This window comes from Pseudomonas sp. MCal1, assembly GCF_026341415.1.
Classification (GTDB): Bacteria; Pseudomonadota; Gammaproteobacteria; order Pseudomonadales; family Pseudomonadaceae; genus Aquipseudomonas.
Genome location: NZ_JAKUMP010000002.1, coordinates 380,884 through 404,164 on the forward strand (window position 1 = coordinate 380,884; position 23,281 = coordinate 404,164).

Below are 23,281 nucleotides of genomic sequence, written 5' to 3' on the forward strand. Positions count from 1 at the left end.
TCACAATCGAACTCCAAAGCCCAAAAAAGCACACCTGTCAGAGTTGACAGGTAACACAGGCTTTCAGACAAACGGCTAATGGGGAGCGAGCCCGCTCGCGAAGGGGCTCGAAAAGTCAGTACAACGCGCCTTCCAAACTCAGTTGTTTAAAAGACACCTTCAGACACGCCTTGGAGGCTACGAATTCTTGCGCCATTGCCTACAGCTACGCCAGAATCCGCCGGCTTGTGCGCCTTGGGGTCGGGTTCTATTGTGGATCGGTCGCTGACGAATCAGCGATCGGGTTTAGCGACTCGGTTCGAATTAAAGGTGCATCAGCGTTCCAGACTTGGTTGTGGATCTGTATGTCTGCAATTTCGTTATGGTGGCTGTATGCGGGAGACCTTGCGGTCTGCCGGGTGCCTTTGACCGGTTCGCTAACCTGCGTACAGCCGCCACCTTCCTGTTTAGCGACTGGATCTGGCGGCTCCACCCCAAAGGAGCTTCACCATGATCAAACCAACACCCAACCCACCCGAAACCGATCCTGCTTCGCCCTACGAATCCCTCGATTCCAGAAAGCTTCACGAAGCCGCCGACCGCGCCCTCGATCACTATCTCTGCCCGCCCGGCACCACACCACCACCGCGCAAAAACCGCAGAATGTACGCCGTCACCGCCGACTTCAAAAACGAAGAGCTGCTGGTCGATGCCTGCGAAACCCTGGCTTCCGCCAGAACCATCGTCAATGACTTCACCCATCTCATGCCCGCCTCGCAGCGCAGGACGCTGGTGGGGGTTGCGCAACTGATCATGCTCGGGGAGCTGGCAGTGAATCGGGTGCTGGACAATCTGGAACTACCGACGTCGCCGAATCCTGTGTAAAGGCTTGAGTGATGTGTCGTGGCTGCTGACGTCATCGCGAGCAAGCTCGCTCCCACAGTGATTTGTGGTGTGCTCATATTTTCAGAGCGACGCTAAACCTGTGGGAGCGGCGGTGCGACGATTCGACTTGCTCGCGAAAGCGACCTCACAGGCAACACAGGTCATCGGGCATGAAAAAACCGCCACCGGATTCAACCGGATGGCGGTTTTTTACTTCATCAGCATCAGGAATCGCGCCGCAAATCCGGCGGAATCGGCAGGTCGTCCTTGAGCGGTTCCGGGCGCTTGCCCTTGCCGGCCTGATGCTGGCGGATCTGGTAGACGTAGGCCAGTACCTGGGCGACTGCCAGATACAGGCCACTGGGAATTTCTTCTTCCAGTTCCGTGGAGTAATAGATCGAACGCGCCAACGCCGGCGACTCGAGAAGCATGACGTTGTTGGCCACGGCGATTTCGCGGATCTTCAGCGCCAGGAAGTCGCTGCCCTTGGCCAGCAGCATTGGCGCCCCACCCTTCTCGGCGTCGTACTTGAGCGCCACGGCGTAGTGGGTCGGGTTGGTGATGACCACGTCGGCATCCGGTATCGCGGCCATCATCCGCCGTTGCGACATCTCGCGCTGGACCTGGCGAATCCGCTGTTTGACCTCCGGCCGACCTTCCTGGTCCTTGTGCTCGTCGCGCACTTCCTGCTTGGTCATCTTGAGCTTTTTGATGCTCTCCCAGATCTGCACGGGCACATCGACAGCCGCGATGATGATCAACCCGCACGCCAGCCACAGCGAGCTCCAGCCCACCAGTTGCAGGCTGTGGATGATCGCCCGGTCCAGCGGCTCATGGGCGATGCGCAACAGATCGTCGATGTCCGAGTTGAGCACCACCAGCGCCACACCCAACGTGATGAGAAACTTGGCCAGCGCCTTGAGCAGCTCGATCACGGCCTTCATCGAGAACATCCGCTTGAGGCCCGCCGCCGGGTTCATCCGACTGAACTTGGGTGCCAGCGAACCGGCGGCGAACAACCAGCCACCCAACGCGATCGGCCCGAGGAAAGCGGCCAGCAACAGGGTAATCATGATCGGCTGGATGGCCAGCAATGCCTGTAACCCGGAGTTCATCAGGAAGGTCGCCATGGAACGCTCATCCATGATCACTTCCCGCGACAGCGTGAAGTTCTGGCGCATCAGATCCATCAACTCCTGCGCCAGCATTCCGCCAAAAACCAGCAGCGCACCCGCACCGGCCAGCATGACCGCCAGGGTGTTGAGTTCCTTGGAACGCGCAATCTCACCCTTTTCCCGGGAGTCCTTTTTGCGCTTCTCGGTGGGGTCTTCTGTTTTGTCCTGACCGCTTTCGCTCTCAGCCATGACTCAGCGCGCCTTTGCCAGTTCGCGTAAAAACTGCAAGGCCTCGGTGGCCAGCGGTTGATACTGATTGAGAATGTCCGCCAGCCCGACCCAGACAATGAACAGGCCGAGCACCAGGGTCAGCGGAAAGCCGATGGAGAAAATGTTCAGCTGGGGTGCAGCGCGGGTCATCACGCCAAAAGCGATGTTGACCACCAGCAGCGCAGTGACCGCCGGCAGCACCAGCAATAACGCGGCGCCCAGCACCCAACCGAGTTTGCCGGCCAGCTCCCAGTAATGCGTGGTCATCAGCCCGCCGCCGACCGGCAGCGTGGTGAAGCTTTCGGTGAGCACTTCGAAGACCACCAGATGCCCGTTCATCGACAGGAACAGCAGGGTCACCAGCATCGTGAAGAACTGCCCGATCACCGCCACCGACACGCCGTTGGTTGGGTCGATCATCGACGCGAAGCCCATGCCCATCTGGATCGCGACGATCTGCCCCGCCACCACGAAGGCCTGAAAGAACAATTGCAAGGAGAAGCCCAGCACCGCACCCACGAGGATCTGCTCGGCAATCATCAGCAGACCGCTGAGATCCAGCGGGCTGACCGCCGGCATCGGCGGCAGGTTGGGCGTGATCACCACGGTGATCGCGAAAGCAAAGTACAGACGGATACGCCGGGGCACCAGCGTGGTTCCGAAGACCGGCATCACCATCAACATCGAGGCGACGCGAAACAGCGGCAGCATGAACGTCGCCACCCAGGTACTGATCTGGGTGTCGGTCAGCTGAAGCAGCGATTGCATGGCTTAGCCGATGACCATCGGAATGTTTTTGTACAACTGCGTGATGTATTCCATGAACGTCTGCACCAGCCACGGGCCGGCGACGATCAGCGTTACCAGCATCACCAGCAGACGCGGCAGGAAGCTCAGGGTCTGTTCGTTGATCTGGGTGGCGGCCTGGAACATCGACACCAGCAGGCCCACCAGCAGACTCGGGACCACCAGGATCGCCACCATCATGGTGGTCAGCCACAGGGCTTCGCGAAAGATGTCGACCGCTACTTCCGGCGTCATGGCGATACACCTCCGAAACTGCTGGCCAGGGTGCCGATGATCAGCGCCCAGCCATCCACCAGCACGAACAGCATGATTTTGAACGGCAGGGAAATGATCAGCGGCGAGAGCATCATCATACCCATCGCCATCAGCACGCTCGCGACCACCAGGTCGATGATCAGGAACGGGATGAAGATCATGAAGCCGATCTGGAACGCGGTTTTCAGCTCAGACGTCACGAACGCCGGCACCAGAATCGTCAGCGGCGCAGCATCCGGAGTGGCGATGTCGGTACGTTTGGACAGGCGCATGAACAGCTCCAGATCGCTGGAGCGGGTCTGGGCGAGCATGAAGTCCTTGATCGGCACCTGGGCCTTTTCCACTGCCTGCTGGGCAGTCAGCTTTTCCGCGAGGTACGGCTGCAAGGCATCGTTGTTCACCCGGTCGAACACCGGCGCCATGATGAACAGCGTCAGAAACAGGGCCATGCCGGTGAGGATCTGGTTCGACGGCGTCTGCTGCAAACCCAGGGCCTGACGCAGGATCGAGAAGACGATGATGATCCGGGTGAAGCTGGTCATCAGGATGACGGCGGCCGGGATGAAGCTCAGCGCCGTCATGATCAGCAGGATCTGCAGGCTGACCGAATACTCCTGGGCCCCGTTGGCGTTGGTGCCCAGGGTAACCGCCGGGATCGACAACGGATCGGCGGCGAACGCCAGTGGCGCGGCCAACATCAGGGCCAGGGTCAAGACGATGCGCAACGCACCCATTACTTCTTATCCTTCTGATCCTTGCCGAGGATCTTCAACAGATGCTGGGCAAATTCCGGAGTCGCTTTTTCGGAGGTGGCCGGGACGTCCACCGGCTCCTTGAGTACGTGCAGCGCGGTGATAGTGCCGGGGCTGAGACCCAGCAGGATCTGTTCGTTGCCGACCTGAACCAGCATCAAGCGGTCACGCGGACCGAGCGCCCGGGAACCGATCAGTTCGATCACCTGCCCCTTGCCCGCCGGCCCTGCGTTCTGCACCCGGCGCAGCAGCCAGGCGAGGAAGAAGATCAACCCCAGCACCAGCAACAGCCCCAGCACCAGTTGCGTCAGTTGACCCGCCACGCCGCTGTTGACGGCCGGGGCAGCCGCCGCTGCGGTGGTCGCCACCGGCTCGGCCGCCAGCACGCTGAACGGCAACGCCAGCGCCAGACCGAACAAAGCCCCCAGAACCTTTTTCACTCAGCGCAGCTTCTTGATGCGTTCGCTCGGGCTGATCACGTCAGTCAGACGGATGCCGAACTTTTCGTTGACCACCACCACTTCGCCGTGGGCGATCAGGGTGCCGTTGACCAGCACGTCCAGCGGCTCACCGGCCAGACGATCAAGCTCGATCACCGAACCCTGGTTGAGTTGCAGCAGGTTGCGGATGTTGATGTCGGTGCTGCCCACTTCCATCGAGATCGACACCGGGATGTCGAGAATCACATCCAGATTCGGGCCGTCCAGCGACACCGGTTCGTTGCTTTTCGGCACGCTGCCGAACTCTTCCATCGGCAGACGGTTGGAGCCCGAAGCGCTGGCGTCGGCGGCCAGCAGCGCGTCGATGTCGGCCTGTCCGGCTTCACCGGTTTCTTCCAGGGCGGCAGCCCATTCATCGGCCAGTGCCTGATCGTCCTGGGTGTTCATATCGTCGTTCATCATTTGTCCTCGGCGGGCAAAAAACCGGTAAAAGAATCAGGGAATGAGGGCGCCGCTTCAGCGGCGCTCGATCGGCTCGATCACTTGCAACGCGAGGTTGCCTTTGTGCGAGCCCATCTTGACCTTGAAGGCCGGCACGCCGTTGGCGCGCATGATCATGTCTTCCGGCATTTCGACCGGAATCACGTCACCCGGCTGCATGTGCAGGATGTCGCGCAGTTTCAACTGGCGGCGAGCCACGGTGGCACCGATCGGCACGTCGACGTCGAGCACGTCCTGGCGCAGGGCGTTGACCCAGCGTTCGTCCTGGTCGTCGAGGTCCGACTGGAAACCGGCGTCGAGCATTTCACGCACCGGCTCGATCATCGAGTACGGCATGGTCACGTGCAGGTCGCCGCCACCGCCGTCGAGTTCGATGTGGAACGTGGAAACCACGATCGCTTCGCTCGGGCCGACGATGTTGGCCATGGCCGGGTTCACTTCCGAGTTGATGTACTCGAAGTTGACTTCCATGATCGCCTGCCAGGCTTCTTTCAAATCGACGAACGCCTGCTCCAGCACCATGCGCACCACGCGCAGTTCGGTCGGGGTGAATTCACGCCCTTCGATCTTGGCGTGACGGCCGTCGCCGCCGAAGAAGTTGTCCACCAGCTTGAACACCAGTTTGGCGTCGAGGATGAACAGCGCGGTGCCGCGCAGGGGTTTGATCTTGACCAGATTGAGGCTGGTCGGCACGTACAGCGAGTGCACGTATTCGCCGAACTTCATCACCTGTACGCCACCGACGGCAACGTCCGCCGAGCGGCGCAGCATGTTGAACATGCTGATACGGGTGTAGCGGGCAAAACGCTCGTTGATCATTTCCAGGGTCGGCATGCGTCCACGGACGATGCGATCCTGGCTGGTCAGGTCGTAGCTTTTGACACTGCCGGGTTCGGCAGCGTTATCGGTCTGTACCAGACCATCGTCGACGCCATGCAACAGCGCGTCGATTTCATCCTGGGACAGCAGATCCTGCACGGCCATGTCGTGTTCCTACTGCAGTACGAAATTAGTGAAAAGCAACTGTTCGATCACCACTTTGCCCAGCTCTTTCTGCGCCACTTCCTGGACGCTGGCTGTAGCCTTCTGGCGCAGCATCTCTTGACCGACCGGGGTCGCCAGCGTGGCGAAATCCTGACCGGAGAAGAGCATCACCAGGTTGTTGCGGATTACCGGCATGTGCACTTTGAGCGCTTCCAGATCCGCCTGATTGCGCGCCAGCATGGTGATGCTCACCTGCATGTAGCGCTGACGGCCGTTCTGGTTGTAGTTGGCCACGAAGGCCGGCGCCATCGGCTCGAAAATCGCCGGTTGCTTGCCGACCGGGGCCGCTTCGGCGGTCGCCGCAGGCTTGCTCTGGGCACTGTGCATGAAAAACCAGGTCGCCCCCACGGACGTACCGATCGCCAGCAACAGACCCAGCACGATCATGATGATCAGCTTGAGTTTGCCTTTGGTTGCGGGGTCTTTTACTGCTGCAGCTTCGCTCTTCGCCATGCCAATAATCCGTCACTAATCGGGTTTTCACAGTCGCACGGCAAGGCAAGAGCAAGTGTTATGCCAGAAGTGTTGGAGGGGTAGACAGGGGCAGCGCAAACAACTGTGGGAGCGAGCTTGCTCGCGAAAGCGGTTTAACATTCAACACAGGTGTTGTTCGTCAAAAAGCCTTCGCGAGCAAGCTCGCTCCCACAGTTAATTTGCCTTGAATATCAGGCGTAGTAGTCGACAGCGCTGGAGCCGATCACGTGTGTGGCCGTAGCGGTCGCTTCAGCCACGGTGGCAGACGTCAACTCTTCTTCCGAAGAGTCCAGGCGACCACCAGCAGCACGGGTGCGCCCCGTCTGGCCTTGTTGCGCCTGCTCCTGGCCCTGACCCTGCCAGCCACGGTTCTGGTCGGAAACGTTGACGTCGACCTGCCCCATGCCTTGCTGGGTGAACATCTCGCGCAGGCGGTGCATCTGACCGTCGAGGGCTTCACGCACGCTCGGATGCGCACTCATGAAGGTCACCTGGGTCTGCTGGTCCGGCACCATGTTCACCCGAATATCCAGCCGTCCCAGCTCGGCCGGCTGCAACTGGATGTCAGCCGCCTTCAGGTTGTTGCTCGACAGGTACATGACGCGGTTGACCACTTCTTCGGTCCAGCCGTTCTGGTGCATGGCAATCGGCTGGTTCACCGGCACCGCGTTGGCGGTTTTCGGCGTGGCAGCCTGAGTCAGCGCCGCCAGACGGTTGGCGAAATCATCCACGCGGGTATCGCTGGTGGCAGTCTTCAGGTCTTTCAGGCCGTCATCGATCAGACCGCTGAATGCCTTTTCGCCGCCCTGGCTGGTGCTGTCCTTGTCTGCCTGCACATCAAGCATGCTGGCCATGCCGGCAGCGAAGTTCTGCGCCGAGGTCAATTCACCGTCAGCCTGAGCCTGGGCCGGGGTGGCCTTGGGTTGAGACTGACTGGACGCGGAAATGTGCCCACTTTGCTCCATGGCCATGCGCACGGCAGGCAGTGAATCCAGCGGATCCGCCTCGGGGTCGAAAGCCGGGTCAGTGGCCGGTGCCGGATCCTTGACCATACCCGGCAATGCCGCCACGGCTGATTTGTCGGTTTCCGGTTTTGCGGCGGTATCGACGACAGGGGTGGCGGCTACCGGTGCGGTAACGACGGGCTCTACCGCTGCCACCAGTGCCGGATCCACCGGTGCTGTGTCGACAACAGGAGTCGTTGCGGTATCGGCAGTCTCATCATCAGCAGCAGTCTTGTCGTCCGTTGCCGCCGTCGCCGGTTTGTCGGCGGGCAAGGCTTTGCCGCTATCGGCAACCGCCGGCGCCGGGGCGGCAGACTGATCCTTGCCCAGGTCTTTCTTGCCGCTGTTGTCAGCAACCTTGTCACGGGCAGGTTTTGCCGGATTGTCGATGCTCACCGAGGGTTTGTTCGGGCCTTGATCGGCGAACACCTGAGCGAAGCTGGAGGCCTTGTCCCCGGGCTCTGCGGCCACTGCCGATGATTTGGCCGAGGCAGCCTGCGCCTTGGCCTGGGCGGCGGTCTGAAGAAGAATGTTGGGGCTTGCAGGCATGGCACGGTCTCCGCTGCACTGGGATCGTAGGTACAGTTGGGATAGATGACTGCAAGTGCCGGGCCAGTTTCGTCAGAATTGCGACAAAACCGCCCGACGGCAGGTTCAGTGGGTCAGCGAGCGCTGCCGCTCGGCGACATAAACGGGCCGCACATCGGCGAATTCGCTATGGATATCGGCGACCAGCTTGATGATTTCAGAAGGGCTTTTGTCTTTGGCATGCTGTTCCAGCTCCTGGCACAACACCGCAAGACGAATCGCGCCCATGTTGCTGCTGCTGCCCTTGAAGCTGTGCGCAACGGATGACAATGCATCGGCATCGGCAGTCTGCTGCAACTCCCGCAAGCGATTTTCGGAATCGGCAAGAAAGGTATCCAGCAGTTCCGGATAGCTGTCTTCCATCACTTCCCGCAGCGCGCTTAGCGCCTCGTGGTCCACATGTGTATCAGCCACTTGTTCACTCCTTGATCAAGAATGCGCGGATTATGCCAGAGCCTCCCAGAAAAACTCCACGCGAGCACTGCGACCATCGTCCGACCAGCTCGGGTTTTTGCTCAACTGCCGGATCAGACTGACACCGCGTCCCGACAGACGGACATCGTCGAGCGGCTGTTCCATCACGCGCGAGACATCGAATCCCTGGCCGCTGTCCTCGACCCGCACCACCAGACAACCGCCCTCGCCTTCCGGCCGCACCTGCAAATGCACGCGCACGTAACCGTCCTGCAAGGCCTCGAGGCGCGCATTGCGCTGCTCGTAATAACGGGCGAAACCTGAGGCATCGCGCTTGAGGCTCGAATCCAGACCCAGCACGCCATGTTCCAGCGCATTGGAATAAAGCTCGGCCAGCACGCTGTACAGTGCGCCACTCTGCGCCCGCAAGCCATGCACCTCAAGCAGCAACTGCAACAGGTAAGGCAGCGGATTGAAGCGTTTGAGCGTGGCACCGCGAAATTCGAAGCTCACCGACCAGTCCAGCGGACAGGACTGGCCACTGTCGGAATACACCGGCGCCGTTGGATTGACCTGCGCCATTTCCAGCAGGCTGACCTCGACCATGCTCACATCGTCCCGGGCCTGGCCGCGAAAGTCCTGCAACGCCTGCTCGATTTCCTCGAACAGCCGATCCGGCTGGCGATTGGCGGCGAACACCTTGTGCAAGCGCTCGACACCGAACAACTGATCGTTGGCATCGCAGGTGTCGATGACCCCGTCCGAGAGCAGGAATACCCGATCGCCCACCGCCATCGGGTGAACCTCGGTGCGGTCATCGAAGGTCTGCGGGCTGAGCACCCCCAACGGCAAGTGGCGTGCCGCCAGCGGCGTACGCTCCCCGGTGGCGAGGCAATGCAGATAACCGTCAGGCATGCCGCCGTTCCAGACCTCCACCGAACGTCGCTGAAAACTCAGGCACAACAGCGTGGCGCAACAGAACATGTCCACCGGCAGGATGCGCTTGAGCTTGGCGTTCATTTCCCGCAGGGTCTCGGCCAGACCGTAACCTTTGGCGGTCATGCCATAGAACACTTCGGCCAGCGGCATCGCGCCGACGGCCGCGGGCAATCCATGACCGGTGAAGTCACCGAGCAACACATGCATGTCGCCGGACGGGGTGTACGCGGCCAACAACAGATCGCCGTTGAACAGCGCATAGGGCGATTGCAGGTAACGGATGTTCGGTGCGCTCAGGCAACCGGAATGCGCGACCTTGTCGAATACGGCCTTGGCGACCCGTTGCTCGTTGAGCAGATAGTCGTGATGCCTGGCGATCAGGTCGCGTTGCTGAAGAACCGTGGCCTGCAAACGCCGCAAGCGATCCATCGCCTTGATTTTGGCGGCGAGGATCACCTGGTTGTAAGGCTTCGCCAGAAAGTCGTCACCGCCGGCCTCAAGGCAACGGGCCAAGGCTTCACTCTCGGTCAGCGAGGTGAGGAAGATGATCGGCACCAGGCTCTCACCCGCCAGCTTCTTGATCTGCCGCGCGGCTTCGAACCCGTCCATCACCGGCATCATGGCGTCCATCAGCACCAGATGCGGCTTTTGCCGGATAAACGCCTCGACCGCCTCCGCACCGTGGGTGGCCGTCAGCACTTCATGCCCCTGACGACGGACGATGGTCGACAACAGCAGCCGGTCGGCGGCACTGTCTTCGGCGATCAGGATTGTCAGCGGCTCTTGCGGCTGCATGGCCGTCAACTGATGTCGAACAGTTTGTCGAAGTTGGAGATGGCGAGGATTTTCTTCACGTCGGAACTGCTGTTGACCACGCGAATTTCCGAGTCGTCGCCACCGACGTGATCACGCAACAGAAGCAGCATGCCGAGTGCCGAACTGTCGAGATAAGTCGCCTCCTTGAGGTCGACAATCACCGACTCGGGCTGCTCTTTTTCGTAGGATTGGCGAAATTCCTGATGTTTGGCGAAATCGAATCGCCCCTTGACCGAAATCGTCAATTTTTTCTTGTCCGCAGAGACTTCTGTAACGACTGACATGTACTGGCTTCCTTGTCATTGACGAACGTGTACAAGGTTTAGCACTTGGAGGGGCCATGGGCAAGGCGCGATGGCGTCGGGATTTGTGCGAGATCTGCCCGTCAAAACGCCTCGTGGCGCGGCAAACGCTGGGACAATTCGTCCAGCAGCTTCTGTTCGCGCTTGTCTTCGGCGCGCTGCGCTTCTTCCATATAGCGTTGTACAAGCTTGCGCAGACCTTCCACCCGGGCGAATGCCTGCTGCCAGGCATCACGAGCCTTGTCCAGGTTGTTCTGGTGCCATTGCAGGCTCTGGCGCTGCTGATCGACAGCGGTGTCGAGTTGCGCGAGAAAGCCCTGAAAACCGAGCAGCCATTGCCCGGACACGCCGGTGCTGCCACGCACGATCCATTGTTCGGAGTAATCCAGACGGAAGGCATGCAAGTCGGCGAGTTTGCTCTCGGCCACTTTCACCTGCCCCTGAAAATAACCCAGGCGCTGCACGGCGGTTTTCTCGGCCTTCTCGGCCATGTCCACCACCGGCGCCAGGCGCGCGGCTCGACTCAGGGCCATGACGGATTACCCGCCGGCCGCCGGGGCGAAAATCGTGCTGAGGTACGCCTCGCTTTCACCCAGACTGATGTTGTCGTTGAGACCCTGACGCAGATACCTGACCAGCTGCGGTTGAAGGGAAATGGCCGTGTCGGTTTCGCGGTCGCCGCCCGCGACATAGGCGCCGACGCTGATCAGGTCGCGACTCTGTTGATAGCGCGACCACAGCTGCTTGAAGTATTGCGCGCGCGTCATGTGTTCCGGCGACACCACCGCCGGCATCACCCGACTGATCGAGGCTTCGATATCGATGGCCGGGTAATGACCTTCCTCGGCCAGCCGCCGCGACAGCACGATGTGCCCGTCGAGTACACCCCGCGCGGAGTCGGCGATCGGGTCCTGCTGGTCATCGCCTTCGGACAATACGGTGTAGAACGCGGTGATCGACCCACCGCCCTTCTCCGCGTTACCGGCGCGCTCCACCAGTTTCGGCAGTTTGGCGAATACCGACGGCGGATAACCCTTGGTCGCCGGCGGCTCGCCGATGGCCAGGGCGATTTCCCGCTGGGCCTGGGCGAAACGGGTCAGGGAATCCATCAGCAACAGGACGTTCTTGCCCTTGTCACGGAAATACTCGGCGATCCGCGTGCAATACATCGCCGCGCGCAGACGCATCAGTGGCGCATCGTCCGCGGGCGACGCCACCACCACGGAACGCTTGAGGCCTTCTTCACCGAGGATGTGCTCGATGAATTCCTTAACCTCACGACCCCGCTCACCGATCAAGCCGACGACGATGATGTCGGCTTCGGTGAAGCGGGTCATCATGCCCAGCAGCACCGATTTACCGACACCGGTACCGGCGAACAGGCCCAGACGCTGACCACGACCGACCGTCAACAAACCGTTGATGCAACGGATGCCGACATCCAGCGGCACGCTGATCGGGTCACGGTTGAGCGGGTTGATGGTCGGGCCGTCCATCGGCACCCAGTCTTCGGCCTTCATGCCGCCCTTGCCGTCCAGCGCACGTCCGGCGCCGTCCAGCACGCGACCGAGCATGCTCATGCCCATCGGCAGGCGACCGGTGTCAGCCAGCGGCACCACACGGGCGCCCGGCGCAATGCCGGCCACGCTGCCGACCGGCATCAGGAACACCTTGCTGCCGGAAAAGCCCATGACTTCGGCTTCAACCTGGGACGGGTGATAGGTGTCGTCGTTGATCACCATGCAGCGGGTGCCCATGGCGGCGCGCAGGCCTTCGGCTTCGAGCGTCAGGCCGACCATGCGCAGCAGGCGCCCTTCGAGGATCGGCGCCCCGGCGATTTCGGTGGCCTCGGCGTAAGTGCTCAGGCGCTTGGCGAAACTGGTGCGTTCAAGGCGCATCGGGGGCGTCCGCGAGCGGCTCTTCTGCGATCGGTGCCGGTTTTGGCGACTCCGGCAGGTCCAGGCTCAGGTCCGGCGCAGCCGGGTGCAGGGCCTGTTCGTGCAACTGGTCGAACAGCTTGGCCATGACCTGGCTGACGCGGGTTTCGATGCTGGCGTCGATCCGGCTGTGATCGGTCTCGACCCGGCAACCGCCCGGCAGCAGCGATTCATCCTCAACGATGCGCCAGGTTTCCTCATGACGTTCGCGCAAGGCTTTGACCTGTTCGAAATCCTGCGGATTGACGTACAGCCGCACATTGCCCACGCCCAGCGGCAACAGCTTGAGGGCGTCGCGCATGACGTGTTCGATCTGCGTCGAGTCGATGGCCAGTTCGCGCTGGATCACCTGACGGGCGATGTGCTGCACGAGGTCGACCAGCGACTTTTCAATCTGGGTGTCTTGCTCGGCGATGGGTTCGAAGAGGTGGCCCATCAGTTGCTCAAGGCTGTTGACCTTGGCCGTCAGGACCACTTCGGCTTCCTGGCGCACCTTGAGGGTGGCGCTGTGAAAGCCTTCCTTTTCGCCGATGGCGAAGCCCTCGTTGTAGGCTTCCTGACGGATGCTTTCGAGTTCTTCCAGAGTCAGTGGCTGGACCTCTTCCAGCGGCACTTCTTCCATTTCCGGCGGTTCAGGCTCCGGTTCCGGCTCGGGCTCCGGTTTCGGCGGGTCGAAGCTGGGCAAGGCCCAGGTATCGAAGCCGCGGACGTCCCGGGCACGGATCAGGTCCGTCACATCGTCGTCATGCTTGTCCATGGGCTTAGATCATTTCCTCGCCGCCCTTGCCACCGAGCACGATTTCTCCGGCTTCGGCCATACGGCGGGCGATGGTGAGGATTTCCTTCTGCGCGGTCTCCACGTCGCTGACGCGCACCGGGCCCTTGGCCTCGAGGTCGTCGCGCAGCAGTTCGGCGGCACGCTTGGACATGTTCTTGAAGATTTTCTCCTTGACGCCTTCGTCCGAACCCTTGAGGGCCAGCACCAGCACATCGGAAGACACTTCGCGCAACAGCGCCTGGATTCCGCGGTCGTCGACATCGGCCAGGTTGTTGAACACGAACATGAGGTCTTCGATCTGACCGGACAGGTCTTCGTCGACTTCGCGGATCGAGTCCATGAGCTGACCTTCGATCGAGCTGTCGAGGAAGTTCATGATGTCCGCCGCCCGCTTGATGCCACCCAGGGTGGTGCGCGAGGCGTTCGAGTTGCCGGAGAACTGCTTCTCGAGGATCTGGTTCAATTCTTTCAGCGCGGCCGGCTGTACGGTGTTCAACGACGAGACGCGCAGGATGATGTCCAGACGCACCTTGTGGTCGAAGTTGCCCAGCACTTCACCGGCCTGATCCGGATCGAGGTACGCGACCACGATCGCCTGGATCTGCGGGTGCTCGTAACGGATCACGTCGGCAACGGCGCGCGGCTCCATCCATTTCAGGCTGTCGAGGCCACTGGTGTTGCCGCCCAGCAGAATACGGTCGATCAGGCCGTTGGCCTTGTCTTCACCCAGGGCCTGGGTGAGCATTTTGCGCACGTAGTCGTCGGAGCCGACGCCCAGGCTGGTCTGGTCGCCGACGATGTCGACGAACTCGCTCATGACCTGCTCGACCTGCTCACGGTGGACGTTGCCCATCTGGGCCATGGCCACACCCACGCGCTGGACCTCTTTGGGGCCCATGTGGCGCAGCACTTGTGCGGCATCGGTCGAACCCAGGGACAGCAGCAGGATCGCGGCTTTATCGACCCGGGACAGTTTGGCGACGGCGGCTCGGTTATCACTCATCTGCGTTAATCCACTCTTTCACGACCTGGGCCACACGACCCGGATCTTCTGCCACCAGACTCTTGATTGCGTTCAACTGAGCGTCATAACCCTCGCTCGGGCTCGGCAGCAGGATGCTGGTCGGGCCGCCGAGGCTGACGCGATCGTTGGACAGTTCACCATCCAGACCGCCCATGCCACCGAGTTCCATGTCGCCGCCCAGACCGGCCAGCTCCTTGCTTTTGCCGCCACCGGTGATGTTGTTGAGCACCGGACGCAGCACGCCGAACACCAGCACCAAGATGAACAACACGCCCAGCACTTGTTTGACGATGTCCCAGAACCATGGCTGGGAGTAGAACGGAATGTCGGCGATCACTTCGCCGCGCTCGGCGGAGAACGGCATGTTGATCACGCTGACGCTGTCGCCACGGCTGGCATCGAAGCCGACGGCGTCCTGCACCAGACGGGTGAAGCGCGCCAATTCGTCGGCGCTCCACGGCGCACGGGTGGTTTCGCCGTTGGCCGGGTTGATCTTGACCTGATCGTCCACCACGACCGACACCGACAGGCGATTCAGGCGACCCTGCTGTTGTTTGGTGTGGCTGATGGAACGGTCGAGCTCGAAGTTCTTGGTGGATTGTTGACGCTTGTCCGCCGGGTACGGCGCGAGCATTGGCTGGCCGGTGGCCGGGTCCATGATCTGCTGACCGTTGGCATCAACCAGTGGCTGGCCAGGTTGCACCATGCTCGCCGGGGCCGCTGCGCCACCGGTGGTTTGCGGTGCCGAAGCCGGCGACGGCGGCTGGTTGCTCAGGGCACCCGGCACACCTTGCGGGCCATTGCTGGCGGTGCGTTGTTCGTTGACCGACTGCTCGCTGCGCAGGGCCGGTTGATCCGGGTTGAACTGCTCGGCGGTCGATTCGACGGCACTGAAATCAATGTCGGCCGAGACTTCAGCCTTGTAGCGATCGTTGCCCAGTACCGGTTGCAGAATGTTGTGCACACGCTGGGTCAGCATGCTTTCCATGCGGCGGCTGTAATCGAACTGCTTGCCGGCCATGGTCATTTCGGCGTTTTCCGCCTGATCCGACAGCAGGTTGCCCTTCTGGTCGACGACGGTGATCTGCGATTTGCTCAGCTCGGGAACGGAGGTCGCCACGAGGTTGATGATGGCAACCACCTGGCCAGGCTCCAGCGAACGACCGGAGTACAACTCGACCAGTACCGAAGCGCTTGGCTTGCGTTCGTCACGCACGAACACCGAACTTTTCGGGATCGCCAGGTGAACGCGCGCGCCCTTGACGTTGTTCAGGCTGGAAATGGTGCGGGCCAGCTCACCTTCGAGGCCGCGACGGTAACGGGTCGCTTCCATGAACTGGCTGGTGCCAAGACCCTGTTCCTTGTCGAGAATTTCAAAACCGATGTTGCCGTCGCTGGGAGTGACACCAGCGGCCGCAAGTTTCAGTCGCGCACGGGACAGGTCATCGGCCTTGACCAGCAAGGCGCCGGAGTTCGGTTCGACGGTGTAGGGAATGTCGGCGGAGGCCAGAGTGTCCATGACCTGCTTGGCGTCCATGCCGGCAAGGCTGCCGTACAGAGGCCGGTAGTCCGGTTGCTGCGACCACAGCACCACGGCAAAGCCAATCGCCACGCTCGCGGCCAGGCCGACCAACAGGCCCACCTGACGCAGCACGGTCATCTCGGAGAGGTTTTCCAGGAAGGACAGGCCGAACAGCGGCGGTTTGCCGTCTATCGGGGTGGCCTTGGCCGGAACGTTATCGGCGACTGCTTCTGCCATGACTCAATCTCGTCCTTAAACCGGCATCTGCATGATGTCTTGATAAGCCTGAACCAGCTTGTTGCGCACCTGGGTCAGGGCCTGGAACGACACGCTGGCTTTTTGCGAGGCAATCATCACGTCCGTCAGATCGACGCCGCTCTTGCCGATTTCGAACGCGTTGGCCAATTGACTCGAAGCCTGTTGGGTATCGTTCACTTTGTTGATGGCCTGACCGAGCATGTCGGAAAAGTTGCTGCCTGCCACTTCCGGGACAGCGGAAGTCGATTTCGGCTTCGACATGGCGTCCATTTGCATGGCCTTCATGTCCATCATCAACCGATTAAATTCAATACCTTGGCTCATGGTCTACTCTCTTGGGCGGCCCGCAATTTTTTGACACTCACTCGGCGGGTACTCAGGTGTTAGCAACAACGGTGCCAGCTCATGGGCACCGCTTTCAGAAAAGCCGTTTCAAACGTTTGCGCCACTGGTCAGGTCGCGAACAGGTAGCCTTCGACATCCATGCCCGCATCGCGCATTTGCGCCAGTTTGTAACGCAGGGTGCGCGGGCTGATGCCGAGTTTTTCCGCCGCTTCCTTGCGCCGGCCGCGCTCGGTGCGCAGGGTGTCGATGATCATCTGGAACTCGCGGCGACGCAGGTCATCGCCCAGCGCACCGGCCGAGTCCGCCTCGATCTCGACTTCGCGAATGACCGGTACAACCGGCGCAACCGGCGCAACCGCCGGCAATGGAGCGAACAGCGCAGGCCCGGAGAGACAGAAATCCTGCGGCTGGATCAACCCGCCCTGCTGGAGAATCAAGGCCCGCTGGACCGCGTTATCCAGCTCGCGCACGTTGCCCGGCCACGGATAACCGATCAGGCACGCTTGCGCCTCGGGCGAAAACTTCGCCATCGCATGCTTCATTTTATTGACGTGTTTGGCCAACAGACGCTCGGCCAGCGGCAGGATATCGGCGGTGCGCTCGCGCAACGGACGCCAGGCCAGGGGAAATACCGACAGACGATAGTAAAGGTCTTCACGAAACCGCCCCGCCGCGACTTCGCCGGCCAGATCCCGGTTGGTGGTCGCCACCACGCGAATATCGAGGGTGATCGGCTTGCGCGCACCGACCCGCTCCACTTCCCGCTCCTGCAACACCCGCAGCAACTTGGCTTGCAAGCCCAGGGGCATTTCGGAAATTTCATCGAGCAGAATGGTGCCGCCGTCCGCCTGTTCGAACTTGCCGGCCTGGGCTGCGATGGCGCCGGTGAACGAGCCTTTTTCGTGACCGAACAGGGTCGCTTCGAGCATGTTGTCCGGGATCGCCGCACAGTTGATCGCAATGAACGGCTGACTGGCGCGATGAGACTGCTGGTGAATGTAGCGCGCCAGCACTTCCTTGCCGGTACCGGACTCGCCGGAGATCAGCACGGTGGAATCGCTGCGTGCGACCCGCGCCGCCAGATCCAGCAATTGAGCACTGGCGGGCTCGACCGCGATCGGCCCTTCAGCGTCGCTGATACCGAGACTGCCCAGGGCGTGACGCGCTACCAGATCCAGCAGGGCCTTGGGCTCGAACGGTTTGACCAGATAATCCGCCGCCCCCTGGCGCATCGCATCGACCGCGCGCTCGACCGCGCCATGGGCGGTCATCAGCAGCACCGGCAATTGCGGCTGCCGCGCGCGCAGCAAGCCGAGCAATTGATGGCCGTCCATGCCCGGCATGTTGACGTCGCTGACCACCAGACTGAACGCTTCGCGCTCGACGGCCTTCAGCGCCTCTTCGGCCGAACCCACTGCGTGGTAGTCGTGGCCGGCCAGCAACAGCGTATCGGCCAGCGCCTCGCGCAACGAGCGGTCATCCTCGACCAGCAGAACCTTGATGCCCATGACCTTCACTCAGCTCCCTGTACAGCAGAAAACAACGGCAGGATGACCTGCGCGCACGTACCGCGCCCGACCCGCGAACGCAGCTGCAATTCTCCCTGATGCGCACGCGCCACGGCCTTGACCACGGTCAGGCCCAGGCCGGTGCCGGTGACTTTGGTGGTGAAAAAGGGCTCGCCCAACCGCGCCAGCACTGCCGCATCGATACCGCTGCCGCTGTCACTCACACACAGGCGCAAGGTGTTGTCGCGGGTATAACAATGCACCTTCAGACGCACCTCGCCGGCACTCGCCTGAATCGCGTTTTCAATCAGATTGAGTAACGCCCCGACCAGCGTGTCGCGGTTGCACAGCAACTCGCCGGCGTGGCTGTCGCACTGCCAGCGAATCGGCAGATCCTGCACATGGGGCAGCGCCGCAGCCTGTAACGACTGCATCAAGGCGCCTGGCGTGACGCGGTCGGTCAGCGGCAGCTCACCGCGAGCGAACACCAACATGTCGCGCACCTGATGCTCCAGCTCGTGCAGGCGCTCCTTGAGGCGCCCGGCAAAACGCTGCTGGGTGGCGACCGGCAATTGCTGCTCGGTCAAATGACTGGCGTATAACAATGCGGCGGACAACGGCGTGCGAATCTGATGAGCCAGCGACGCGACCATCCGCCCCAGGGACGACAGTCGCTCGTGGCGGGCCAACTGATCCTGCAAGTGACGGGTTTCAGTCAGGTCGTTGAGCAGCACCAACTGCCCCGGCTCGGCATCCAGCGAGCGGGTGGCAATCGACAGGCGTCGACCGTTTTTCAAGGAAATTTCGTGGCCGTCATCTTCACGGGGCGCGAAGCAACGGGCGATGACATGGCGCCACAACTCACCTTCCAGCGGCAGGCCAAGCAATTCGATGGCGGCGGGATTGGCCTCGCACACGATGCCGTGACCGTCGATGACGATGACGCCACCGGGCAACAGATCGAGAAGGTTTTGCAGACGGTTGGCCAGCCGTTCTTTTTCCGCCAGTTCCTGCATGCGCTGGGCGCTGACTACGGCCAGCTCGCCCTTGAGCTCGGTAACCCGGGCTTCGAGCATGCTGTAGGAGTCGGTCAGCTGGCTGGACATCTGATTGAACAGGGCGAATGCCTGCTCAAGCCCTTGGCGGCTCGCCTGCTCTACGGACGGCAGTTGCCCCGAGGACTCGGGGACAGAAGACATCTGGGAGGCTTGGGGCATTGTGCTCTCTCGCTTGGCTGACCGTCAGTTAAACGGAACGTTGCGAGGGATGTAGCAATACCCGTGCCTAAAAAAAACCGCTTATAAATGAAGCAGTTGAAAAACAGGCGTCAATCATCCGCCTGTTCATCTCCTTCACGACGGCTCATGCCGTACTTGCGCATCTTCTCCACCAGCGTGGTGCGGCGAATGCGCAGGCGTTCGGCGGCGCGGGCCACGATGCCGTTGGCGTCGTCCAGCGCCTGCTGGATCAAGCCCTGCTCCAGACCACCGAGGTAGTCCTTCAGGTCAAGACCTTCCGGCGGCAGCATGGCATTGGCGGTGAAGTCCGGCGTATGGCCGTTGATCGCCACACGCTCTTCCAGATCGCTGCGCAGGCTGTCGACCATTTGCTCGTCTTCGTCGTCGACGTAGCGGAATTTCTTCGGCAGCTCGACCACGCCGATCACCCCGTACGGATGCATGATCGCCATGCGCTCCACCAGGTTGGCCAGCTCGCGGACGTTGCCCGGCCAGCCGTGGCGGCACAGAGACATGATCGCAGCAGAGTTGAAGCGGATCGAACCGCGCTTCTCGTGCTCCATGCGCGAGATCAGCTCGTTCATCAGCAACGGAATGTCTTCGACGCGCTCACGCAGCGGCGCCATCTCGATCGGGAACACGTTCAGGCGATAGTAGAGGTCTTCGCGGAAGGTGCCGATCTCGATCATGCTTTCGAGATTCTTGTGGGTCGCCGCGATGATGCGCACGTCGACGCTCTGGGTCTTGTTGCTGCCCACGCGCTCGAAGGTGCGCTCCTGCAGCACACGCAATAGCTTGACCTGCATCGGCAGCGGCATGTCGCCGATTTCATCGAGGAACAGCGTACCGCCGTTGGCCAGCTCGAAACGACCGGCACGGCTGGTGATCGCGCCGGTGAAGGCACCCTTCTCGTGACCGAACAGCTCGCTTTCCAGCAACTCGGCCGGGATTGCGCCACAGTTGACCGGCACGAACGGCGCGTCGCGGCGCTTGGAATGGTAATGCAGGTTGCGCGCAACCACTTCCTTGCCGGTGCCGGACTCGCCGAGGATCAGTACGCTGGCGTCGGTGTCGGCCACTTGCTGCATCATCTGACGCACATGCTGGATCGCGCGGCTGGTGCCGACGAGACTACGAAACAGGTTGGGCTCACGATGACGGCCGCGCTCGCGGGCCTGGTCGTACATCTCGCGATAGACCTGGGCGCGGTGCAGGGAGTCCAGCAGTTTGCTGTAGCTCGGCGGCATTTCGAGGGTCGAAAGTACCCGGCGGCGCTGGTCTTCGGGCAAGTCAACCGAAGAATTATCGCCCATCAGCAAAACCGGAAGGAACTCATCCCAGGTTGAGAGTGTCTTTAACAGGCCCAAAAGCGCACCAGGAGCATTGACCGTCCCGATCAGTACGCAAATGACCTCACGACTAGACGACAAAGAGCCGACTGCCTGCTGCCAGTCATGGCTTCCGCAGGGTAAATTTTCTTCGCCAAGAAAATTCAAGATCACCGCCAGGTCGCGGCGGCGGACGCTATCGTCATCGATCAGCAGAATTTTGGTTTCACGCCACATGCAATAGCAACTTCCCTAGTCAACTCAATGCCCAAAATGAGGGGCAAGCGAGACGCTTGCAGGACACCTTGTGCCTGTAGACGCCTGAAATCTGAAAACAGCCACTAGTTAAGTCAAAAAACCGTGCACAGTCAAATTTATGGCGCACATGTCTGGATTAACTGAGGGTTAATTAACCAAACAGATGGTAAACCTTTGCCGCATTCTGCGCTTGGGTGATCTGCGACATCTCGTCGACTATCGCCTGACGCTCACCCATGGCGACTTCAAGCAGCTGCTTGTACACGTGCAGCAACTCCTCAAGATTGTCCCGCAGCGCTACCTCATCAAGAGACGCCTCACTCATGACATCTTCCATGCAGGAACGGCAATCGAGATCCAGTTGACCGATCGCCTCCCAGTTGCGCTCGGCCAGGGCACCGACCAACGCCACTCGGGTTTCTTCGATTCGCTGCAATACAAGACTCATGATGATCTCCTTAAAACTGAGGAGCAGGCGTAGGAGCAATGGCATCCCAGCCTTCTTTTACCGTGCTCAACAAGCCGGCAACCTCGTCCAGAATACGCGGGTCGCTGCTGATGTTCGCCTCGGCGAGACGCTTCATCATGTAGATGTACAGACCATCCAGATCTGCCAGCGTATCCGCGCAATTTTCCAGATCCAGGCCTTCACGCAGGCCGCTGACGATGCCAATGGCCTTGCTGATCGACGTGCACTTGGCAGGAATATCCTTGCGCTCGATCGCACCCTTGGCCTGGGCGATACGGTCCAGGCCGCCTTCCATCAGCATTTGCACCAGGCGATGAGGGCTGGCTTCGGACGTCTGAGCCTGCGCACCTACTTTCTGGTATTGCCGAAGGGCTAACATCGGATTCATGTTCTACCTCATTTGCCACAATGACTCGTATGAACAGTGTATCGCCAGCGAGTCGAAAAACTTTAGACCATAAGACAAAAACCCGGCGCACGCTCGAAAGCGTAGCCGGGTTTTTGTCGCTCTTGCATATTACTTCGCGGATTGCTGAGCATTCAGCGAGCTGAAGAACGACGTGATGTTGCTCGCCGTAGCCTTCATTTGCCCTACCAGCAAGTCCATGGCGTTGTACTTGGCAGTCAACGTCTTGGTCAGGTTGGCCACACGCAGATCCAGCGCCAGTTGCTGGGAAGTGAGGTTACGTGTGTTGTTGTTCAGGATAGTCAGGCGCTGATCCAGCAGGCCGGTGGTGGTCTTGCCATCGGCCGAAGCCTTGAGGTAAGGATCCACGGCCTTGCTCATGCGCGCCAACAGACCATTGGTGTCGTTGGTGCCAGTGAACATCTCCTGGACCTTGCCGCTCATGCCCGGAGTAGCCATGGCCTTGTTGAATGCAGTCGTGTCGAACGTCAGGTTACCGGTATTGCGGTCGGTCATGACCCCCAACTGCGACAGATAGGCTATCGGGCTGCCAGCGGTTGCACTCGGGGCGGTAATTTGCCCACGGATATCGGCAACCAGCGAGCGCGCCAGGGAGTCACCGGTGAACGCCGCCTGAACGGTCAGCTTGCCATCTTCGTCCGGGGTCGCCTTGGACAAGGTGTCGATGGTGTTTTTCAAGGTGTTGTAGGCATCGACGAACGCCTGAACCGACGTCTGCAAACCTTTGGTATTACCGTCGACAGTCACCGTGACAGGTGTCGGTGGCGTACCCGGGCTGGCCGTTACCAGGTTCATCGTCAGACCGCTGATAGCACCGGTAACCGTGTTGCTCTTGCTGGTCACCGCCAGACCATCAATGGTCAGCGACGCATCCTTGGCGAGGCCATTGACCGCGCCGGAGTCACCGGCGGCCGGGTTGGAGCCCATCGACTGGGTACCGTCGATTTCCAGGCCGGCAATGCCGCTGACTTTCATGTCGGAGCCGGCGCCAGTCTTGCTCGAACTGATCACCAGGCGCGAAGCACCCGAGCTGTCGGTCACAATGTTGGCGGAAATACCGTTGACGGCCTGAGCCGAGTTAATCGCATCCCGGGTACTCTGCAAGGTGGCATTGGCCGGGATCGTGACATTGTAATCAGTGCCATTCTGAGTGATTTTCAGGGTACCACTCGGAATGGCACTGGCAGCACCGCCGGCAAAGGATGCACTGGCTATTTTCGAGCCGGTAGCCAGATTATTCACAACAACACTGTAAGTACCCGAGACGGCGGTGTTATCCGCAGAAACCCCCAGAACGGCCGGAGTGCCCGAAGTTGCCGTGTAACCGGCAAACGCTGGATTGGTCTTGCTGCCCAGATTGGTCATCGCGGTCTGGAATGCGGTCAGCGCACTCTTCAACGTACCGATACCGGAAATCTTCAGCGTGTTGGTTTTAGTCGCATTATCGATCTGCGTCTGCTTCGGCGACTTGTCGGCATTGACCAGCGCAGTAACGATTGCACCGATGTCCAGGCCGGAGCCCAGGCCCGAACCCGGTAAAATTGGACTTGCCATGTGCATCTCCCTTGGGGTTGTTGCCAGTCTTTTGACCCTTGCCGGCGCCT

25 protein-coding genes are annotated in these 23,281 nt (G+C 60.8%); 1 reads left to right on the forward strand and 24 read right to left on the reverse strand.

The genetic code is table 11. The annotated features are described in order from the left end of the window. Positions 1-489 precede the first annotated feature (489 nt). Complete coding sequence (locus MKZ87_RS05035; RefSeq protein ID WP_266200357.1) at positions 490-864, forward strand: DUF6124 family protein; 375 nt, start codon at positions 490-492, stop codon at positions 862-864. A 224-nt stretch (positions 865-1,088) separates the two neighbouring features. Here MKZ87_RS05035 and flhB read toward each other — a convergent pair whose 3' ends face one another. The 24 genes from flhB to fliD all read right to left on the reverse strand — a co-directional run bounded on the left by flhB (position 1,089) and on the right by fliD (position 23,231). Next, positions 1,089-2,228, reverse strand: coding sequence for a flagellar biosynthesis protein FlhB (gene flhB / locus MKZ87_RS05040; protein ID WP_085699441.1), 1,140 nt, complete (start codon positions 2,226-2,228; stop codon positions 1,089-1,091). Between the two features lie 3 nt (positions 2,229-2,231). Continuing rightward, positions 2,232-3,017, reverse strand: coding sequence for a flagellar biosynthetic protein FliR (gene fliR / locus MKZ87_RS05045; RefSeq protein WP_085699443.1), 786 nt, complete (start codon positions 3,015-3,017; stop codon positions 2,232-2,234). A gap of 3 nt (positions 3,018-3,020) precedes the next feature. Beyond that, positions 3,021-3,290, reverse strand: coding sequence for a flagellar biosynthesis protein FliQ (gene fliQ, locus MKZ87_RS05050; RefSeq protein WP_007951951.1), 270 nt, complete (start codon positions 3,288-3,290; stop codon positions 3,021-3,023). Next, positions 3,287-4,045, reverse strand: coding sequence for a flagellar type III secretion system pore protein FliP (fliP, locus tag MKZ87_RS05055; RefSeq protein ID WP_265811940.1), 759 nt, complete (start codon positions 4,043-4,045; stop codon positions 3,287-3,289). Before fliP ends, fliQ begins: the two co-directional genes overlap by 4 nt. After that, positions 4,045-4,503 carry a flagellar biosynthetic protein FliO gene (gene fliO / locus MKZ87_RS05060; protein ID WP_266200359.1) on the reverse strand — a complete coding sequence of 153 codons (459 nt, stop codon included), beginning with the start codon at positions 4,501-4,503 and terminating at the stop codon, positions 4,045-4,047. Before fliO ends, fliP begins: the two co-directional genes overlap by 1 nt. Continuing rightward, positions 4,504-4,962 carry a flagellar motor switch protein FliN gene (gene fliN, locus MKZ87_RS05065; RefSeq protein ID WP_085699447.1) on the reverse strand — a complete coding sequence of 153 codons (459 nt, stop codon included), beginning with the start codon at positions 4,960-4,962 and terminating at the stop codon, positions 4,504-4,506. It lies immediately after the preceding gene. Between the two features lie 57 nt (positions 4,963-5,019). Then, on the reverse strand, positions 5,020-5,988 hold the full coding sequence (fliM, locus tag MKZ87_RS05070; protein WP_003222890.1) for a flagellar motor switch protein FliM: 969 nt from the start codon (positions 5,986-5,988) through the stop codon (positions 5,020-5,022). Positions 5,989-5,997: 9 nt separating this feature from the next. Beyond that, positions 5,998-6,501, reverse strand: a complete 504-nt coding sequence (gene fliL / locus MKZ87_RS05075) for a flagellar basal body-associated protein FliL (protein ID WP_266200360.1) — start codon at positions 6,499-6,501, stop codon at positions 5,998-6,000. A gap of 212 nt (positions 6,502-6,713) precedes the next feature. Next, positions 6,714-8,075 (reverse strand): flagellar hook-length control protein FliK, encoded by a 1,362-nt coding sequence (locus MKZ87_RS05080; RefSeq protein WP_266200361.1) that lies wholly within the window; start codon positions 8,073-8,075, stop codon positions 6,714-6,716. Between the two features lie 105 nt (positions 8,076-8,180). After that, positions 8,181-8,528, reverse strand: coding sequence for an Hpt domain-containing protein (locus MKZ87_RS05085; protein ID WP_085699453.1), 348 nt, complete (start codon positions 8,526-8,528; stop codon positions 8,181-8,183). Between the two features lie 30 nt (positions 8,529-8,558). Then, a complete protein-coding gene (locus MKZ87_RS05090; protein ID WP_085699455.1) occupies positions 8,559-10,262 on the reverse strand; it encodes an ATP-binding SpoIIE family protein phosphatase in 1,704 nt (567 codons plus the stop codon). 5 nt (positions 10,263-10,267) lie between these two features. After that, positions 10,268-10,567 (reverse strand): STAS domain-containing protein, encoded by a 300-nt coding sequence (locus MKZ87_RS05095; RefSeq protein ID WP_011333053.1) that lies wholly within the window; start codon positions 10,565-10,567, stop codon positions 10,268-10,270. Between the two features lie 101 nt (positions 10,568-10,668). Continuing rightward, complete coding sequence (fliJ, locus tag MKZ87_RS05100; RefSeq protein WP_085699457.1) at positions 10,669-11,118, reverse strand: flagellar export protein FliJ; 450 nt, start codon at positions 11,116-11,118, stop codon at positions 10,669-10,671. A 6-nt stretch (positions 11,119-11,124) separates the two neighbouring features. After that, positions 11,125-12,483: a flagellar protein export ATPase FliI gene (fliI, locus tag MKZ87_RS05105; RefSeq protein ID WP_085699459.1), complete on the reverse strand. Its 1,359-nt coding sequence runs from the start codon at positions 12,481-12,483 to the stop codon at positions 11,125-11,127. Further along, on the reverse strand, positions 12,473-13,279 hold the full coding sequence (gene fliH, locus MKZ87_RS05110; RefSeq protein ID WP_266200362.1) for a flagellar assembly protein FliH: 807 nt from the start codon (positions 13,277-13,279) through the stop codon (positions 12,473-12,475). The genes fliI and fliH overlap by 11 nt, the downstream gene beginning before the upstream one ends. A gap of 4 nt (positions 13,280-13,283) precedes the next feature. Further along, entirely contained in the window at positions 13,284-14,303 is a 1,020-nt protein-coding gene (gene fliG / locus MKZ87_RS05115) for a flagellar motor switch protein FliG (RefSeq protein WP_007958288.1), read from the reverse strand. After that, complete coding sequence (gene fliF / locus MKZ87_RS05120) at positions 14,296-16,083, reverse strand: flagellar basal-body MS-ring/collar protein FliF (RefSeq protein ID WP_085699463.1); 1,788 nt, start codon at positions 16,081-16,083, stop codon at positions 14,296-14,298. Before fliF ends, fliG begins: the two co-directional genes overlap by 8 nt. A gap of 15 nt (positions 16,084-16,098) precedes the next feature. Continuing rightward, positions 16,099-16,428 carry a flagellar hook-basal body complex protein FliE gene (gene fliE, locus MKZ87_RS05125; RefSeq protein ID WP_011333048.1) on the reverse strand — a complete coding sequence of 110 codons (330 nt, stop codon included), beginning with the start codon at positions 16,426-16,428 and terminating at the stop codon, positions 16,099-16,101. Between the two features lie 128 nt (positions 16,429-16,556). Next, a complete protein-coding gene (locus tag MKZ87_RS05130) occupies positions 16,557-17,957 on the reverse strand; it encodes a sigma-54-dependent transcriptional regulator (protein ID WP_266200363.1) in 1,401 nt (466 codons plus the stop codon). Positions 17,958-17,962: 5 nt separating this feature from the next. Further along, positions 17,963-19,174, reverse strand: a complete 1,212-nt coding sequence (locus MKZ87_RS05135; RefSeq protein ID WP_416383544.1) for a sensor histidine kinase — start codon at positions 19,172-19,174, stop codon at positions 17,963-17,965. A 110-nt stretch (positions 19,175-19,284) separates the two neighbouring features. Continuing rightward, positions 19,285-20,760: a sigma-54 dependent transcriptional regulator gene (locus MKZ87_RS05140; protein WP_003222863.1), complete on the reverse strand. Its 1,476-nt coding sequence runs from the start codon at positions 20,758-20,760 to the stop codon at positions 19,285-19,287. Positions 20,761-20,932: 172 nt separating this feature from the next. Continuing rightward, positions 20,933-21,229 (reverse strand): flagellar protein FliT, encoded by a 297-nt coding sequence (locus MKZ87_RS05145; RefSeq protein ID WP_085683003.1) that lies wholly within the window; start codon positions 21,227-21,229, stop codon positions 20,933-20,935. 10 nt (positions 21,230-21,239) lie between these two features. Continuing rightward, positions 21,240-21,638 carry a flagellar export chaperone FliS gene (gene fliS, locus MKZ87_RS05150; protein WP_085699470.1) on the reverse strand — a complete coding sequence of 133 codons (399 nt, stop codon included), beginning with the start codon at positions 21,636-21,638 and terminating at the stop codon, positions 21,240-21,242. A gap of 129 nt (positions 21,639-21,767) precedes the next feature. Then, on the reverse strand, positions 21,768-23,231 hold the full coding sequence (fliD, locus tag MKZ87_RS05155; RefSeq protein ID WP_085699472.1) for a flagellar filament capping protein FliD: 1,464 nt from the start codon (positions 23,229-23,231) through the stop codon (positions 21,768-21,770). Positions 23,232-23,281 lie beyond the last annotated feature (50 nt).

Bases quoted from the DNA above. Each gene is read 5' to 3' on its own strand.
- MKZ87_RS05035 (WP_266200357.1), top strand. From the start codon at position 490: ATGATCAAACCAACACCCAACCCACCCGAAACCGATCCTGCTTCGCCC.
- flhB (WP_085699441.1), bottom strand. From the start codon at position 2,228: ATGGCTGAGAGCGAAAGCGGTCAGGACAAAACAGAAGACCCCACCGAG.
- fliR (WP_085699443.1), bottom strand. From the start codon at position 3,017: ATGCAATCGCTGCTTCAGCTGACCGACACCCAGATCAGTACCTGGGTG.
- fliQ (WP_007951951.1), bottom strand. From the start codon at position 3,290: ATGACGCCGGAAGTAGCGGTCGACATCTTTCGCGAAGCCCTGTGGCTG.
- fliP (WP_265811940.1), bottom strand. From the start codon at position 4,045: ATGGGTGCGTTGCGCATCGTCTTGACCCTGGCCCTGATGTTGGCCGCG.
- fliN (WP_085699447.1), bottom strand. From the start codon at position 4,962: ATGAACGACGATATGAACACCCAGGACGATCAGGCACTGGCCGATGAA.
- fliM (WP_003222890.1), bottom strand. From the start codon at position 5,988: ATGGCCGTGCAGGATCTGCTGTCCCAGGATGAAATCGACGCGCTGTTG.
- fliL (WP_266200360.1), bottom strand. From the start codon at position 6,501: ATGGCGAAGAGCGAAGCTGCAGCAGTAAAAGACCCCGCAACCAAAGGC.
- MKZ87_RS05080 (WP_266200361.1), bottom strand. From the start codon at position 8,075: ATGCCTGCAAGCCCCAACATTCTTCTTCAGACCGCCGCCCAGGCCAAG.
- MKZ87_RS05090 (WP_085699455.1), bottom strand. From the start codon at position 10,262: ATGCAGCCGCAAGAGCCGCTGACAATCCTGATCGCCGAAGACAGTGCC.
- MKZ87_RS05095 (WP_011333053.1), bottom strand. From the start codon at position 10,567: ATGTCAGTCGTTACAGAAGTCTCTGCGGACAAGAAAAAATTGACGATT.
- fliJ (WP_085699457.1), bottom strand. From the start codon at position 11,118: ATGGCCCTGAGTCGAGCCGCGCGCCTGGCGCCGGTGGTGGACATGGCC.
- fliI (WP_085699459.1), bottom strand. From the start codon at position 12,483: ATGCGCCTTGAACGCACCAGTTTCGCCAAGCGCCTGAGCACTTACGCC.
- fliH (WP_266200362.1), bottom strand. From the start codon at position 13,279: ATGGACAAGCATGACGACGATGTGACGGACCTGATCCGTGCCCGGGAC.
- fliG (WP_007958288.1), bottom strand. From the start codon at position 14,303: ATGAGTGATAACCGAGCCGCCGTCGCCAAACTGTCCCGGGTCGATAAA.
- fliF (WP_085699463.1), bottom strand. From the start codon at position 16,083: ATGGCAGAAGCAGTCGCCGATAACGTTCCGGCCAAGGCCACCCCGATA.
- fliE (WP_011333048.1), bottom strand. From the start codon at position 16,428: ATGAGCCAAGGTATTGAATTTAATCGGTTGATGATGGACATGAAGGCC.
- MKZ87_RS05130 (WP_266200363.1), bottom strand. From the start codon at position 17,957: ATGGGCATCAAGGTTCTGCTGGTCGAGGATGACCGCTCGTTGCGCGAG.
- MKZ87_RS05135 (WP_416383544.1), bottom strand. From the start codon at position 19,174: ATGCCCCAAGCCTCCCAGATGTCTTCTGTCCCCGAGTCCTCGGGGCAA.
- MKZ87_RS05140 (WP_003222863.1), bottom strand. From the start codon at position 20,760: ATGTGGCGTGAAACCAAAATTCTGCTGATCGATGACGATAGCGTCCGC.
- MKZ87_RS05145 (WP_085683003.1), bottom strand. From the start codon at position 21,229: ATGAGTCTTGTATTGCAGCGAATCGAAGAAACCCGAGTGGCGTTGGTC.
- fliS (WP_085699470.1), bottom strand. From the start codon at position 21,638: ATGAATCCGATGTTAGCCCTTCGGCAATACCAGAAAGTAGGTGCGCAG.
- fliD (WP_085699472.1), bottom strand. From the start codon at position 23,231: ATGGCAAGTCCAATTTTACCGGGTTCGGGCCTGGGCTCCGGCCTGGAC.